General features: G+C 74.3%; 12 protein-coding genes. 7 read left to right on the top strand and 5 right to left on the bottom strand.

Features of this window, described 5'->3' with window-relative positions:
* Positions 1 to 7: 7 nt before the first annotated feature.
* The 3 genes from BLQ67_RS14395 to BLQ67_RS14385 all read left to right on the top strand — a co-directional run bounded on the left by BLQ67_RS14395 (position 8) and on the right by BLQ67_RS14385 (position 2,774).
* On the top strand, positions 8 to 1,336 hold the full coding sequence (locus tag BLQ67_RS14395) for an FAD-binding oxidoreductase (RefSeq protein WP_092506187.1): 1,329 nt from the start codon (positions 8 to 10) through the stop codon (positions 1,334 to 1,336).
* A 91-nt stretch (positions 1,337 to 1,427) separates the two neighbouring features.
* Entirely contained in the window at positions 1,428 to 2,105 is a 678-nt protein-coding gene (locus BLQ67_RS14390) for a hypothetical protein (protein ID WP_092506185.1), read from the top strand.
* A gap of 15 nt (positions 2,106 to 2,120) precedes the next feature.
* Positions 2,121 to 2,774, top strand: coding sequence for a hypothetical protein (locus BLQ67_RS14385; protein WP_092506183.1), 654 nt, complete (start codon positions 2,121 to 2,123; stop codon positions 2,772 to 2,774).
* A 6-nt stretch (positions 2,775 to 2,780) separates the two neighbouring features.
* Here BLQ67_RS14385 and smc read toward each other — a convergent pair whose 3' ends face one another.
* Positions 2,781 to 6,263 (bottom strand): chromosome segregation protein SMC, encoded by a 3,483-nt coding sequence (smc, locus tag BLQ67_RS14380; protein WP_092506181.1) that lies wholly within the window; start codon positions 6,261 to 6,263, stop codon positions 2,781 to 2,783.
* 149 nt (positions 6,264 to 6,412) lie between these two features.
* Here smc and BLQ67_RS14375 point away from each other — a divergent pair, with 149 nt between their 5' ends.
* From BLQ67_RS14375 to BLQ67_RS14360, 4 genes are read left to right on the top strand one after another with little or no spacing between them, the layout of a single operon-like run.
* Entirely contained in the window at positions 6,413 to 7,507 is a 1,095-nt protein-coding gene (locus BLQ67_RS14375) for a GNAT family N-acetyltransferase (protein ID WP_092506179.1), read from the top strand.
* Positions 7,504 to 8,589, top strand: coding sequence for a GNAT family N-acetyltransferase (locus BLQ67_RS14370; RefSeq protein WP_092506177.1), 1,086 nt, complete (start codon positions 7,504 to 7,506; stop codon positions 8,587 to 8,589). The genes BLQ67_RS14375 and BLQ67_RS14370 overlap by 4 nt, the downstream gene beginning before the upstream one ends.
* Positions 8,586 to 9,704, top strand: a complete 1,119-nt coding sequence (locus BLQ67_RS14365; protein WP_157674862.1) for a GNAT family N-acetyltransferase — start codon at positions 8,586 to 8,588, stop codon at positions 9,702 to 9,704. The genes BLQ67_RS14370 and BLQ67_RS14365 overlap by 4 nt, the downstream gene beginning before the upstream one ends.
* A gap of 10 nt (positions 9,705 to 9,714) precedes the next feature.
* A complete protein-coding gene (locus BLQ67_RS14360; protein WP_092506174.1) occupies positions 9,715 to 11,121 on the top strand; it encodes an aldehyde dehydrogenase family protein in 1,407 nt (468 codons plus the stop codon).
* Positions 11,122 to 11,144: 23 nt separating this feature from the next.
* On the opposite strand, the gene mutM is transcribed toward BLQ67_RS14360, so the two are convergent.
* Genes mutM through BLQ67_RS14340 form a run of 4 tightly spaced genes read right to left on the bottom strand, consistent with a single transcriptional unit; the run spans position 11,145 to position 13,479 of the window.
* Complete coding sequence (mutM, locus tag BLQ67_RS14355) at positions 11,145 to 12,005, bottom strand: bifunctional DNA-formamidopyrimidine glycosylase/DNA-(apurinic or apyrimidinic site) lyase (RefSeq protein ID WP_092506173.1); 861 nt, start codon at positions 12,003 to 12,005, stop codon at positions 11,145 to 11,147.
* A gap of 12 nt (positions 12,006 to 12,017) precedes the next feature.
* On the bottom strand, positions 12,018 to 12,722 hold the full coding sequence (gene rnc, locus BLQ67_RS14350) for a ribonuclease III (protein WP_092506171.1): 705 nt from the start codon (positions 12,720 to 12,722) through the stop codon (positions 12,018 to 12,020).
* A complete protein-coding gene (rpmF, locus tag BLQ67_RS14345) occupies positions 12,722 to 12,925 on the bottom strand; it encodes a 50S ribosomal protein L32 (RefSeq protein ID WP_092506169.1) in 204 nt (67 codons plus the stop codon). The genes rnc and rpmF overlap by 1 nt, the downstream gene beginning before the upstream one ends.
* Before the next feature lie 2 nt (positions 12,926 to 12,927).
* The gene (locus BLQ67_RS14340; RefSeq protein WP_231945070.1) at positions 12,928 to 13,479 is read right to left on the bottom strand and encodes a YceD family protein; all 552 of its coding nucleotides are present in this window, start codon (positions 13,477 to 13,479) and stop codon (positions 12,928 to 12,930) included.
* Between the last annotated feature and the right edge of the window lie 41 nt (positions 13,480 to 13,520).

Genomic DNA, 13,520 nt, shown 5'->3' with positions numbered 1-13,520 from the left:
CGTCCGCATGGATGAGATCGCGCTCGTCGCAGCGCTGCGAGATCGGATGCAGGGTGCGGTCGTGGCCGCCGCCGACCAGGCGTGGGCGGAGGCGAGGCTGCCGTGGGCGCGCGCCGTCGCCCAGCGGCCGGCGGCCGTCGCATCGCCCGTCGACGCCGACGACGTCGCCGCGGTGCTCGCCGTCGCACGCGAGCATGGCGCGACCGTGGCGGTGCAGCCGACGGGCCACGGGGCCGTCGATGCGCTCGAGGGCGCGATCGTGCTGCGCATGGATGCGTTCGACGCGATCGTGGTCGACGCCGAGACGCGCACGGCCCGCGTCGGCGCAGGCGTGCTCGTGGGCGACCTGCTGGCAGCGCTCGACGGCACGGGCCTCGTGGGGCCGTCGGGGTCGAGCCGCATCGTGTCGGTCGCGGGTCTCGTGCTGGGCGGCGGCCAGGGCTGGTTCTCGCGGCTCGGCGGGCTCGGCGGCGAGTGGCTCGTGCGCGCGCACGTCGTGCTGCCCGGCGGCACGACGGCCTGGATCGCCGACGACGACGAGGCCCTGCGCCTGCTGCGCGGCGGCGCCGGGCTCGTGGCCGTCGCAACGGAGCTCGAGCTCGCGCTGCAGCCCGTCGCCGACCTCCGCGGCGGCACGATCGACGTGCCGATCGAGCACTCGGCGGCGATGCTGCGCGCCGCGGCCACGCTCGTCGACGCCGCGCCGGGGCTCGCGCTGTCGGTCGCGCTGCTCGCGATGCCCGACTCCCCCGTGCTGCCCGAGGCCATCCGCGGCCGCAGCTGGTGCAGCGTGCACGTCGTGCTCGCCGACGTCGACGAGGCGGCGCTCGCGCCGCTGCGCGCCGTCCCCGAGCCCCTCCGCGACGACGTCGCCCCGATCGCGCCCGGCGCGCTCCACACGATCGCGGGCGACCCCGAGCAGCCCGGCGCCGGCACGGGATGGTCGGCGCTCGTGCCGCGGCTCGACGACGCGACGATCGACGCGCTCGTCGCGGCCCGCGCCGAGCCCGCCCTCGCACCCGTCGTCGCGATCGAGGTGCGGCTGCTCGGCGGCACGGCGCCCGAGCGCCCGTCGCTCGTGCCGCAGCCGAGCGAGCCGTGGATCCTCTCGTCGATCGCGCCCATGCCGCCCGGCACCGACGGCGAGGCGCAGCGCGCCGCCGTGGCGAGCCTCGCCGACCGCCTCGCGCCCGTGACGAACGACCGCACGCTGCCGACGTTCCTCGCCGGCGGGCCGCTGTCGCGGGCGCTGCCGCCCGCGGCGGTCGCCGAGCTGCACGCGTGGCGCGACGCCCACGGCGGCGACGTGCTGCATCCCAGCAGGCTGCCGCGCTGAGGCCCGGCACGACCCTGGCGACGGAGGCTGACGAACCAGTCGCGGGTGCGGTTGTGTCGCGCTCGGGCGACGGCCGGAGCAGGATCGAGGCATGCACCGCACGCTCCCCGTCGCACGCATCGCAGCGCTGACGCTCGCCGCGCTCGCGCTCGCGAGCACGTCGGGATGCGCGACGTCGGCTGCGACGCAGCCGACGCCGACGCCCACCGCGTCCGATGCCCCGACCGAGGGCCCGGGCACGCCCGATCCGACGACGGAGCTCGGCACGGTGCCGCAGCCGCTCCCGGCCGGCGAGGTGCTCGGTCAGGGCCTCGTGCTCGATGCGGGCACGCCCATCCTCTGCCTCGGCGACGTCGGCGCCTCGCTGCCGCCCACATGCGGCGGCGAGCCGCTCGTCGGCTGGGACTGGGCGGCACTCGACGGCTGGGAGTCGCGCGGCGGCACGCGCTGGGGCTCCTACGCCGTGCAGGGCACGTGGGACGGCGAGTCGCTCACGGTGACGAGCGACCCCGTCTCGCTCGCGCTCTTCGACCCGGCGCCGATCGACCAGCCCGCGCCGACGCCCGGCACGACGAGCGGCGACGAGCTGCAGCGCATCCAGCAGGTGCTGCACGCCGCGCTCGGCGATCGCGTGCTCTCGAGCGGCGTCGCCGACGGGCATCTCGAGACGACCGTCGTGTTCGACGACGGCACAGTGCAGCAGCACCTCGACGGGGTCTACGGTCCGGGCGTCGTGCACGTCGTCAGCGCCCTGCAGCCCATCGACTGATCGAAGGAGACCATCGTGCGCCGCACTCCCCTCGCCTCCGGCATCGTCGTCGCGCTCGCCGCGTCCCTCGCGCTCGTCGCATGCGCGGCGACCCCGACGGGCGCCGGCAGCGATGCTCCGCAACCACCCGCCTCCGCCGACCCCGCCGCCGACCTCGGCACGCTGCCCGAGGCGATCCCGCTCGGCGAGGTCATCGGGCAGGGCACCGTGATCGATCGCGGCGACGGCCCCGAGCTGTGCCTCGGCGCCATCGCCGAGTCGTACCCGCCGCAGTGCAGCGGGCCCGCGATCGACGGCTGGGACTGGTCGACGATCGACGGCTGGGAGGAGTCGTCGGGCTCGCGATGGGGCTCGTACGCCGTGCAGGGCACGTTCGACGGCACGCGCTTCGCGGTGACGAGCCCGCCGATCATGCTCGCGCTCTACGACCCGATGCCGGTCTCGGAAGAGCCGCTCGCGCCCGGCACGACCGACGAGGCCGTGCTCGACGAGATCCAGCAGCTGCTGTGGGATCCGCTCGGCGACCGCTGGCTCGGCAGCTTCCCCGAGGACGGCAGGCTCGAGCTCTTCGTGCTCTACGACGACGGCTCGCTGCAGGAGCATCTCGACGGGGTCTACGGCACCGACGTCGTGCACGTGCGCAGCGCGCTCGTCGACGTCACGCGCTGACGCCGGCTAGGAGGCCTGTGCCTCCTCGACATCGCGCGTCGTGCGCTGGCCGACGACGACCGAGACGCCGTCCTGCTTCATCGAGACGCCGTAGAGCGCGTCGGCGATCTCCATCGTGCGCTTCTGGTGCGTGATGACGATGAGCTGGCTCGTCTCGCGCAGCTGCTCGAACACCTGCAGCAGGCGGCCGAGGTTCGCGTCGTCGAGCGCCGCCTCGACCTCGTCCATGATGTAGAACGGGCTGGGCCGGGCCTTGAAGATCGCGACCATGAGCGCGACGGCCGCGAGCGAGCGCTCGCCGCCCGACAGCAGCGACAGGCGGTCGATCTTCTTGCCTGCGGGGCGCACGGTGACCTCGATGCCCGTCTCGAGCATGTCGTCGGGATCCGTGAGCGCGAGGCTGCCGGAGCCGCCGGGGAAGAGCACGGGGAAGATCTCGGCGAACGCGGCCTTCGTGTCCTCGAACGCGGCGGCGAAGATGCCCTCCATGCGCTCGTCGAGGTCGGCGATGATCTGCTCGAGGTCCTTGCGCGTCGTCGCGAGGTCGGCGAGCTGCTCGGTGAGGAAGGCGTGGCGCTGCTCGAGCGCCGCGTACTCCTCGAGCGCGAGCGGGTTCACGCGACCGAGGCGCGCGAGCTTGCGCTCGGCCTCGGCGAGCGCCTTCTGCCACGTCGGACGGTCGAAGTCGTCGTCGGGGCCGTGCTCGGCCACGAGCACGTCCTCGTCGACGCCCAGCTCGGCGGCGGCGCGCTCGATGAGCGACGACAGGTGCAGGCGCTGCTCGTACGTCTCCATCTCGAGGCCGTGCACGCGCTCCGTGAGGGCGTGGAGGCGGTCGCGCAGCTCGGTCTCCTGGCGGCGCAGCGTGCCGAGGGCCTCGGAGTTCTCGCGGCGCGACGTCTCGCGCTCCGCGAGCCGCAGGCGTGCCTCGGACAGCGAGCGGTCGACGGCCTCGAGCACGGGCGGCAGCGCGCCCGCGACGCGCTCGGCGGCTGCGCGCTGGCGCTCGCGGATGACGGCGCGCCGTGCGGCCTCCTCGGCCGCCTGGCGCTGCGCGACCATCTCGCGCTCGAGGGATGCGGCGCGCTCGCGCTCGACGCGCACGCGCTCGCGCGCCGTCTCGAGGTCGATGCGCAGCTCGGTCTCCATGCCGCGCTCGGCGTCGATCTCCTCGACGAGCCCGTCGCGTGCCGACGCGTCGAGGATGGGGCGCGGCGTCTCCTGGAAGTCGGAGAGCCGCCGCTCGGCGGCCTCGAACGCCGTGCCGGCCTCGGCGAGGCCCGCCTGCGCCTCGGCGACGGCAGCCTGGGCGCGCTCTCGCTCGGCCGTCGCGGCCTCGAGCCGCGTGCGCACGCGCGAGCGCTCCTGGCCGCGCGCGGCCGACTCGGCGTCGTGCGCGCGCAGCGCCTCGAGCGCCTCCTGCGCATCCCTGCGGCCGGTCTGCAGCGACTGGCGCTGCTCCTCGACGATGCCCGCCTCGCGCTCGATCTCGGCGCTGAGCGCCTCGAGCCGCTCGAGCGCGGCATCGCGGTCGGCGATGAGCTCCAGCCGGGATGCGGCATCCTTCGATCCGCCCTGCAGGCGGTGCTCGGTCATGACGTCGCCGTCGCGCGTCACGATCGTCGCGAGGGCATCGGCGGCGGCGAGCTCGCCCACGACGGATGCGGCTGCGGTGAGATCGTCGACGATCACGGTGCGCGCGAGGATGCCGAGCACGCCGGCCGGCGCGTCGACGACGTCGACGGCGAGCGTGGCGCCCGCGACGGCCGGCAGCGAGACGGCGCCGCGCGACGCGTCGCCCACGACGACGTCGACGCGGCCGTGGCCGCCGTCGCGCGCGTGGGCCACGGCGGCGATCGCCGCGTCGCGGGTCGACGCGAGCAGCGCCTCGCCGAGCGCGCCGAGCGCGGCGGCGATCGCGGCCTCGTAGCCGGAGCGCACGCGCACGTGGTCGGTGACGATGCCGTCGACGCCGTCGAGGCCCGCGTTCGCGAGCGCCGCGGAGGCGTTCTGCGCGTCGAGCGCGAGGGACAGGGCCGTCGAGCGGGCGGCGAGCGACTCGCGCTCCCGCTCGCGGGCGTGCAGGGTGTCGCGGGCCTGCTCGAGCGCGGCCTGCAAGCCCGAGACGGCCTCGTCGGCGGCGCGCCAGCGCGAGCCGAGCGTCTCGGCGTCGCCGGCCTCGACCTCGTCGTCGCCCAGCGCATCCACCGCCTGCTGCGCCTCGACGATGCGGGCCTCCGCGTTCGCGAGCGCCTCGCCGCGGCGCTCGACCTCGGTCGTGCGCGCCGTGCGCGTGGAGGCGGCGACGTCGACGCGCGAGCGGTGCGCGGCGAGCTCGAGGTCGTGCTTCGACACGAGCGCCGACTGGCGGGCGATCTCCTCGTCGAGGGCGTCGAGGGCTGCACGCGCGAGGGCGACCTTCGCCGCCTGGCTGCCGAGCTCGCGCTCGCTCGTGCCGACGCGCTCGACGAGCGACTGCGCCTCGGCCTTCACCGCCTCGACCTGGTCGGCCGTCACGAGCCGCGACGCATCCTGCGCCTCGACGGGCTCGCCGAGCAGCGCGAGCCGCTGGTGCGCGAGCGTCGAGAGCGAATGCAGGCGGGTGCGCTCGCGCTCGAGACCGTGCACGACCTGGCGCGCGCGGTCGACGTCGTCGCCGACCATCGTCTCCTCGAGCCGCGTCGCGCGCATGCGAGCCTGGTCGAGCTGCTCCTGCAGCACGATGCGCTCGCTCTTGCGCTCCGACTCGCTGCGCGCCGCCGACGCGAGCGAGTCGCGCAGCCGCACGACCTCGTCGGCGATGAGCCGCGCCTTCGCCTCGCGCACGGCCGCCTGGATCGACTGCGCCTCCTTCGCGATCTCGGCCTGCTGGCCGAGCGGCTTCAGCTGCCTGCGCAGCTCGCCCGCGAGGTCCGAGAGACGCGTGAGGTTCTGCTGCATCGCATCGAGCTTGCGGAGCGTCTTCTCCTTGCGCCGGCGGTGCTTGAGGATGCCCGCGGCCTCCTCGAGGTAGCCGCGGCGATCGGTGGGGCTCGCCTGCAGCAGCGCATCCAGCTGCCCCTGCCCCACGATGACGTGCATCTCGCGGCCGAGGCCCGAGTCCGACAGCAGCTCCTGCACGTCGAGCAGACGGCACGACTCGCCATTGATGGCGTACTCGCTGCCGCCGCTGCGGAACAGCGTGCGCGAGATCTGCACCTCGGCGTACTCGATGGGCAGCGCACCGTCGGCGTTGTCGATCGTGAGCTCGACGTGCGCGCGCGACAGCGGGCCGGTCGTCGCCGTGCCGGCGAAGATGACGTCCTCCATCTTGCCGCCGCGCAGCGTCTTGGCACCCTGCTCGCCCATGACCCACGCGAGGGCGTCGACGACGTTCGACTTGCCCGAGCCGTTCGGGCCGACGACCGCGGTGACGCCCGGCTCGAAGCGGAACGTCGTCGCGCGTGCGAAGGACTTGAAGCCCTTGACGTCGAGGCTCTTGAGGTACACGCGGCTCCCGGGTGGATGGATCGCTCCCAAGGTAGCGCCGACCGGGCGTGTTGCCGCGCAGGCGGGCCGGGCACGCGTTGCCGCGCGAGCCGGTGCGGGCTACGCTGCAAGGCTGCCCTGCGATCGCGGTGCGGCGAGAGGGCACAGCCATGACCGTCGAGGTGCGCACCGTCGACCTCCCCGACGCTGCCGACGAGGTCGGCGAGCGCGGCGACCGCTTCCGTCGCCATCACGAGCTCGCGATCCGCGTCGCCGACGCCCGATACGCGCCCGGCGTCCTCGACCTGCGGCCCGACGAGCGCCTCGCGGCGTGGGCCTCGTCGCCGAGCGAGCGCCACGTGCGGCTCGAGGCCGTCGACGGCGACCGCCTGCTCGGCGCTGCCGACCTGTGGCTGCCGATGCAGGAGTCGACCGACGTGCTCGACTTCGGCACCGCATCCGACCCCGCGCTCGACGCCGCGGAGGCCCGCGCCGTGCACCGCACGCTCGTCGCGCACGTGCTCGCGATGGCGGAGGCGCAGGGGCGCATCGTCGTGATGGGCGGCTCGCCGGGTCTCGCGACGGCTGCGCCCGGCAGCGCGGCGATCGCGGCGTCGACGGGATTCGGCGCCGCCGACCCGGCCGACGCCGAGGCCGCGCCGCTCGTCGAGGCGGGCTTCGCGCTCGAGCAGGTGTACCGCGTGAGCCTCGTCGACCTCGACGCGCTGCCCGACCTGCCGGAGCGGCTCGCCGCCGCGCACGAGCGATCGGCCGGCTACCGCGTCGTCGCCTGGGAGGGCGCGACCCCCGCCGAGCACCGGGCCGCGGTGCGCGCGCTGCACGAGCGCATGTCGACGGATGCACCCGTCGGCGACCTCGCGCTCGAGCCCGAGATCTGGAGCGACGAGCGGCTCGCCGAGTTCGAGGAGCAGAAGACGCGCGGCGGGCGCACGATCCGCACCGTCGCCGCGGCGACGCCCGACGGCGAGCTCGTGGGCTACTCGCGGCTGTTCGCGGGCGACAGCGACGTCGCACGCCAGCACGACACCCTCGTCGTGCGCGAGCACCGCGGGCACGGGCTCGGGATGCTGCTGAAGCTCGCGAACCTCGCGGAGCTCGCCACGCACCATCCACGCCACCGCCGCGTGACCACGTGGAACGCCGAGGAGAACCGACCGATGCTGGCCACGAACGAGGCGGTCGGCTTCGCACCCATCGCGTACGAGGCCGTGTGGCAGCGGCGCCAGTCGAAGGAGCAGTCGTGACGATCGAGGTCCGGGAGCTCGCGGTGCCCGCCGCCTACGACGACGGCACCGAGGAGTGGGCGACGTTCGCCGAGATGATCGGCGTGCGCAACGCCGTGATCGCCGACCGGTGGGATGGCGACACGACGCACGCCATCACGCCGCGCGAGGCCTTCGGCACGGCGTCGAGCCAGGTCGACGAGCGACTCGTCTACCTGGGCGGGTGGCTCGACGGCAGGCTCGTCGCTCGCGGCTACGTCGAGCTGTCGCGACGCGAGGCGCTGCACATCGCGGGCGTCGACGTGCTCGTGCTGCCCGACGCGCGCCGCCGCGGCGTCGGCACGGCGGTGTGGCGCGCGATCGAGGGCATCCTCGACGCCGACGGGCGCACGACCGTGCAGGCGTGGGTCGACCACCGCCCCGCCGACGGTCCCGTGCTCGAGGCGCCGACGGGCTTCGGCAGCGTGCCGCTCGACGCCCCCGAGGTGCGATTCCTCGCCGGCCTCGGGTTCCACCTCGAGCAGGTGGAGCGCATGAGCGAGCTGCGTCTCGGAGACGCGATCGAGCAGCTCGAGCGCCTGCGGGCCGACGCGCTCCCCCACGCCCGCGGCTACGCCATCCGCACGTGGACGGGTCGCACGCCGCCCGAGCTGCTCGAGCAGCTCGCCGTGCTGCACCAGCGCATGTCGACCGACGCGCCGGCCGCGGGCCTCGACCACGAGGAGGAGGCGTGGGATGCGGGACGCGTCGAGCGCATCGAGGAGATCGAGGAGCGCCGCGGTCGCGACATGCTGCGCGCCGTCGCCATCCACGAGGCGACGGGGCAGCTCGTCGCGTTCACGACGCTCGTCGTCGCGAGCCCCGACCGCCCCGTCTACCAGCACGACACGCTCGTGCACGGCGAGCACCGCGGCCGTCGCCTCGGGATGCTCGTGAAGGTCGCGAACCTGCTCGCGCTCGCCGAGCGCGTGCCGCACGGCGCCCGCGTCATGACGTGGAACGCCGAGGAGAACCGCCCCATGCTCGGCGTGAACGAGTCGCTCGGCTTCCGCGCGATCGGGTACGGCGGCGCATGGCAGCTCGTGCGGGGAGGCACGCCGTGACGATCGAGGTCCGCGAGCTCGCGCTGCCCGCCACGTGGGACGAGGAGTCGGCTGCGGGGCGCGAGCTGCGCGCATCCATCGCAGTGCGCAACGCCGTCGTCGTGGACACGTGGCACGGCGACGACGCGCTCATCCTCACGCCTGCCGAGTCGCTGGGACAGGCGCAGCATCAGGACGACGAGCGGCTCGTGTTCCTCGGCGCGTGGCTCGATGGCGAGCACGTGGGCCGCGCCGTGCTGTCGTGGGGCGTGCACGAGGGGCTGCACGTGGGCTCGGCGAGCATCCTCGTGCTGCCGAGCGCGCGCCGTCGCGGCGTGGGCGCGGCGCTGTGGGATGCGGCGCTCGCGCGGCTCGAGGCCGAGGGGCGCACGACGATCCAGGCGTGGATCGATCACCGTCCGGCGACGGGTGCGACGATCGCGCCGCCGACGGGATTCGGTGCCATCCCTGCCGACGCGGCGGAGACGCGCTTCGCGCTCGCGCGCGGCTTCCGCCTCGAGCAGGTCGAGCGGGTGAGCGAGCTGCGGCTCGACGGCGCGGCCGACCTCGACGCGCTCGAGGCCGCGGCCCGGCCGCACGCCACCGACTACGACCTCCTCGCCTGGCGCGGGTCGACGCCGCCCGAGCATCGCGACGCCATGGCGGCGCTGCGGGCCCGCATGTCGACGGATGCGCCGAGCGCCGACCTCGACGTCGACGAGGAGGCGTGGGATGCCGACCGGCTCGTGCGCGCCGAGGCGGCGGATGCGGCGCAGGGCCGCACGATGTGGACGACGGTCGCGCGCCACCGCGCATCCGGCGTGCTCGCCGCCTACTCGTCGCTGTCGACGCCCGTCGAGCCCGAGCGGCCGATCGACCAGGAGGACACGCTCGTGCACGCCGAGCACCGCGGGCACCGCCTCGGGATGCTCGTGAAGATCGCGAACCTGCGCCAGGTCGTGGCGGCCGAGCCGCAGCGCGCGCGCGTCATGACGTGGAACGCCGAGGAGAACCGCCCGATGCTCGCCGTCAACGAGGCGATGGGATTCCGCGCCATCGGCTACGAGGCGGGCTGGCAGCGCGTCGCCGCGTCGCCGCCCGCCGGGACACAGGCTGCGCAGGGCAGCGCCGCCTAGCATCGTCGCCATGACGCCGAAGGCCCCCGCCCCCGCCGCGCCGCCCGTGTCGCCGACCCTCGCGGCCGACCTGCGCGAGGCGGTGACGAGCGGTCGCACGCGCTCTGCGGCGTGGCGTCGCGCCCAGCTCGACGGCCTGACGCGCATGCTCACGCAGAACCTGTCGCTGTGGGAGCGCGCGCTCGCGACCGACCTCGGCAAGTCGGCAGACGAGACGCACGTGAGCGAGGTGGCCCTCGTGCTCGACGAGGCGCGCCACGCGCGTGCGAACGTCGGTCGGTGGATGCGCGCGAAGCCCGTGGTCGCTCCGCTCTCGCTGCAGCCGGCGCTCGCGCACGTGCGACCCGAGCCACTCGGGGTGGCGTTGATCATCGCGCCGTGGAACTACCCGCTGCAGCTGCAGCTCGCGCCGGTCGTCGGTGCGCTCGCGGCCGGCGACGCCGTCGTGATGAAGCCGTCGGAGCTCGCACCCGCGACGGCGCAGCTGCTCGCCGAGCTCGCCCCCGCCTACCTCGACGAGCGCGCCGTGCGCGTCGTCACGGGCGGCGCCGACGTCGCATCCGCCCTGCTCGCGCAGCGCTGGGACCACATCTTCTACACGGGCGGCGAGCGCGTGGGCCGCATCGTGGCGCATGCCGCGGCCGAGCACCTCACGCCGACGGTGCTCGAGCTCGGCGGCGCGTGCCCCGTGTGGGTCGACCGCACGGCCGACCTGGCGATCGCCGCCCGACGCATCGTGTGGGCGAAGCTGCTCAACGCCGGTCAGACGTGCGTCGCGCCGAACCACGTCTTCGTCGACGCCTCGGTGCGGGATGCGCTCGTCGCCGAGCTGCGTGCGGCGATCGCCGAGCAGCATCCCGAGCCGCGCACCTCCCCCGACTACGGCCGCATGGTGTCGCAGGCGCACCTCGAGCGCGTCGCCGAGCGTCTCGGCGACGGCACGGCGATCGTGGGCGGCGACGTCGACGCCGCCGACCGCTACGTCGCGCCGACGCTGCTGGGCGACGTCGCGCTCGACGCGCCCGCCGTCACCGAGGAGACGTTCGGCCCGATCCTGCCGATCGTGCCGCTCGCGGGCGTGGATGCGTTCGTCGCGCTGCAGCGCGAGCGCCCGAAGCCGCTCGCCCTGTACGCGTTCGGCGACCGCAGCGTGCTCGATCGCCTCGAGCGCGTGACGACGTCGGGCGCGTTCGGCCGCAACGTCGCGGTCGCGCACATCATGGTGCGCGGCCTGCCGTTCGGCGGCGTCGGTGCGAGCGGCCACGGCGCGTACCACGGCCGTCGCTCGTTCGACCTCTTCAGCCACGCGAAGGCCGTGCTGGCGAAGCCGACGCACCCCGAGACGCTCGCGCTCGTCTTCCCGCCGATCACCGACGGCAAGCGCGAGGTCATCCGCAGGCTGCTGCTGCGCCGCTGACGCGTGTCCGGCTCTGCGCGTCGTCAGGCGATGCCGCGCGGCCGGCGCTGGCAGCGCGGGCAGCGGTACGACGAGCGGTTCGACCACGACTCGCGCACGATGAGGGTGCCGCAGCGCGCGCACGGGCGGCCCTCCTGGCCGTACGCCTGCAGGCTGCGCGAGAAGTAGCCCGACTCGCCGTTCACGTTGACGTACTGCGCGTCGAACGACGTGCCGCCCTCGGTGAGCGCGCGCTCGAGCACGCCCTGCACCTCCGCGAGCAGCTCGCGCGCCCGGCCGCGCGTGAGCCGCTCGGCGGGCGTCAGGTAGTGCAGACGGGAACGCCACAGCGCCTCGTCGGCGTAGATGTTCCCGACGCCCGACACGAGCTGCTGGTCGAGGATCGCCGCCTTCACGCCCTGCCTGCGCGTGCGCAGTCGCGCGACGACCGCATCCGCGTCGAAGTCGGCGTGGAGCGGGTCGAGCGCGATGTGCGTCGCGTGGTCGGGCACGCCGTCGACGAGCGGGCGCACCGACATCGAGCCGAAGATGCGCTGGTCGGCGAAGTGCACCGCGAGCGTGCCGTGCAGCGGATGCTCGAGCAGCATCCGCACGCGCGTGTGCCGATCGAGCGGAGCGCCGGGCTCGCGCAGCAGCACCTGACCGGACATGCCGAGGTGGATCGAGAGCGCACGGTCGTCGTCGAGCGGCACCCAGAGGAACTTGCCGCGACGCTGCGGCGTCGCCATGGTGCGGCCGAGCAGCGTCGCCTCGAAGTCGCGTGCGCCGGAGTCGTGGCGGGCGACGGAGCGGTCGTCGAGCACCTCGACGCCCGCGACGGTCGCGCCGTCGACTGCGGGAGCGAGCCCGAGGCGCACGACCTCGACCTCGGGCAGCTCAGGCATGCTGGCCGACGCTCACGCGTCGACGGCGTCGTGCAGCTGCGTCCACGCCGTGAGCGCAGCCGACATCTCGGCGGCCTTCTTGCTCGTGCCCGCACCCGTCGCGATCGGCTCGCCGTCGAGGCTCACCGTCGCCGTGAACGTGCGCGCGTGATCGGGACCCGTCGCGTCGATCGCGTACTCGGGGCTGCCGCGCTCGAGGCGGGCGGCGAGCTCCTGCAGGTGCGTCTTCGGGTCGAGCGCGGCGCCCGAGCGCTCGGGGTCGTCGAGCAGCGGCCCGACGAGGCGCAGCACGAGCTGCGCCGACGCCTCGTGGCCGAGCGACAGGAACGCCGCGCCGAAGATCGCCTCGAGGGCGTCGGCGAGGATCGACGACTTGTCGCGACCGCCCGTCGTCTCCTCGCCGCGGCCGAGCAGCAGGTGCTGCCCGAGGCCGATGGTGCGGGCGACGTCGGCGAGCGCGACGGTCGACACGACGCCGGCGCGGCGCTTCGCGAGCTCGCCCTCCGACACGTCGGGGTGCCGATCGAACAGCTCGATCGTGATCGCCTGTCCGAGGATCGTGTCGCCGAGGAACTCGAGACGCTCGTTCGTCGGGATGCCGCCGTGCTCGAACGCGTACGAACGATGCGTCAGCGCCAACGCCAAGAGCTCGGGGTCGATGTCGACCCCGAGCCAGGCGTGGAGATCGGCGTGGGCGTCCACCCGATCAGACGTCATCAGACGTCGGCGACCTTGCGGCCCTTGTACTCCATGAAGAGCGGCGTGCCAGCCGAGTCCTCGACCACGCGGGCGCGGTGCGGGAGGCTGTAGACCGTACGGCCGTTCTCGACCGTCTTCACGAGCGTGGGGACCGAAGCCTTCCACTGCGAACGGCGCGAGTGCGTGTTGGCACGCGACTTCTTCCGCTTGGGAACTGCCATGGCTACTCCTTCTCGGGCGCGCGCGTCTGCGCGGCCTCTTCGTCATCGAGGAGTCCAGCCAGGGCAGCCCATCTCGGGTCGAGCTGCTCGGGCGGGCTCCATTCCGTCCCAGGCGCGAGTCGCTCCCCCGTGACGGGGTCGAGACCTGCGCAGTCAGGCCGGTCGACGGGGTTGAACGGCAGTGCCAGCACCACCGCATCCCGGACGACCTGCTCCAGGTCGATGGCATCATCGACTACCTGGAACTCGGAATCCTCCGAGCGATCATACGCGAACAGCTCGATGAAGTCGACTTCGACAGGCAGGCGGAATCGCACCAGGCATCGAGAGCACTCGGCATCGGCCGTCACGCTCGCGACGCCGGTGGCGAGGATGCCCTCGTGCACGCTCTCGAGACGCACGTCGATCGCGACGGTCTCGGAGGTCGCCACGGCGGCGAGCCCCTCTCCGACGCGGTCGGCGAATGCAGCCTCGAGCTCGTGCTCGCGCATCTGGCCCGGCTTGCCGACGAGATCGCGGATGCCGATCTGGAAGGGCGTTGCATGTGCGGACACGTGACCAGCCTACGAGGCCGCGCGCCCTTCCAGGTGCACCG

This window comes from Agrococcus jejuensis (genome assembly GCF_900099705.1).
Taxonomy (GTDB): domain Bacteria; phylum Actinomycetota; class Actinomycetes; order Actinomycetales; family Microbacteriaceae; genus Agrococcus; species Agrococcus jejuensis.
This window is presented reverse-complemented; position numbering and strand designations above follow the sequence as displayed.

Bases quoted from the DNA above. Each gene is read 5' to 3' on its own strand.
- BLQ67_RS14395 (WP_092506187.1), top strand. From the start codon at position 8: ATGGATGAGATCGCGCTCGTCGCAGCGCTGCGAGATCGGATGCAGGGT.
- BLQ67_RS14390 (WP_092506185.1), top strand. From the start codon at position 1,428: ATGCACCGCACGCTCCCCGTCGCACGCATCGCAGCGCTGACGCTCGCC.
- BLQ67_RS14375 (WP_092506179.1), top strand. From the start codon at position 6,413: ATGACCGTCGAGGTGCGCACCGTCGACCTCCCCGACGCTGCCGACGAG.
- BLQ67_RS14360 (WP_092506174.1), top strand. From the start codon at position 9,715: ATGACGCCGAAGGCCCCCGCCCCCGCCGCGCCGCCCGTGTCGCCGACC.
- mutM (WP_092506173.1), bottom strand. From the start codon at position 12,005: ATGCCTGAGCTGCCCGAGGTCGAGGTCGTGCGCCTCGGGCTCGCTCCC.
- rnc (WP_092506171.1), bottom strand. From the start codon at position 12,722: ATGACGTCTGATCGGGTGGACGCCCACGCCGATCTCCACGCCTGGCTC.
- rpmF (WP_092506169.1), bottom strand. From the start codon at position 12,925: ATGGCAGTTCCCAAGCGGAAGAAGTCGCGTGCCAACACGCACTCGCGC.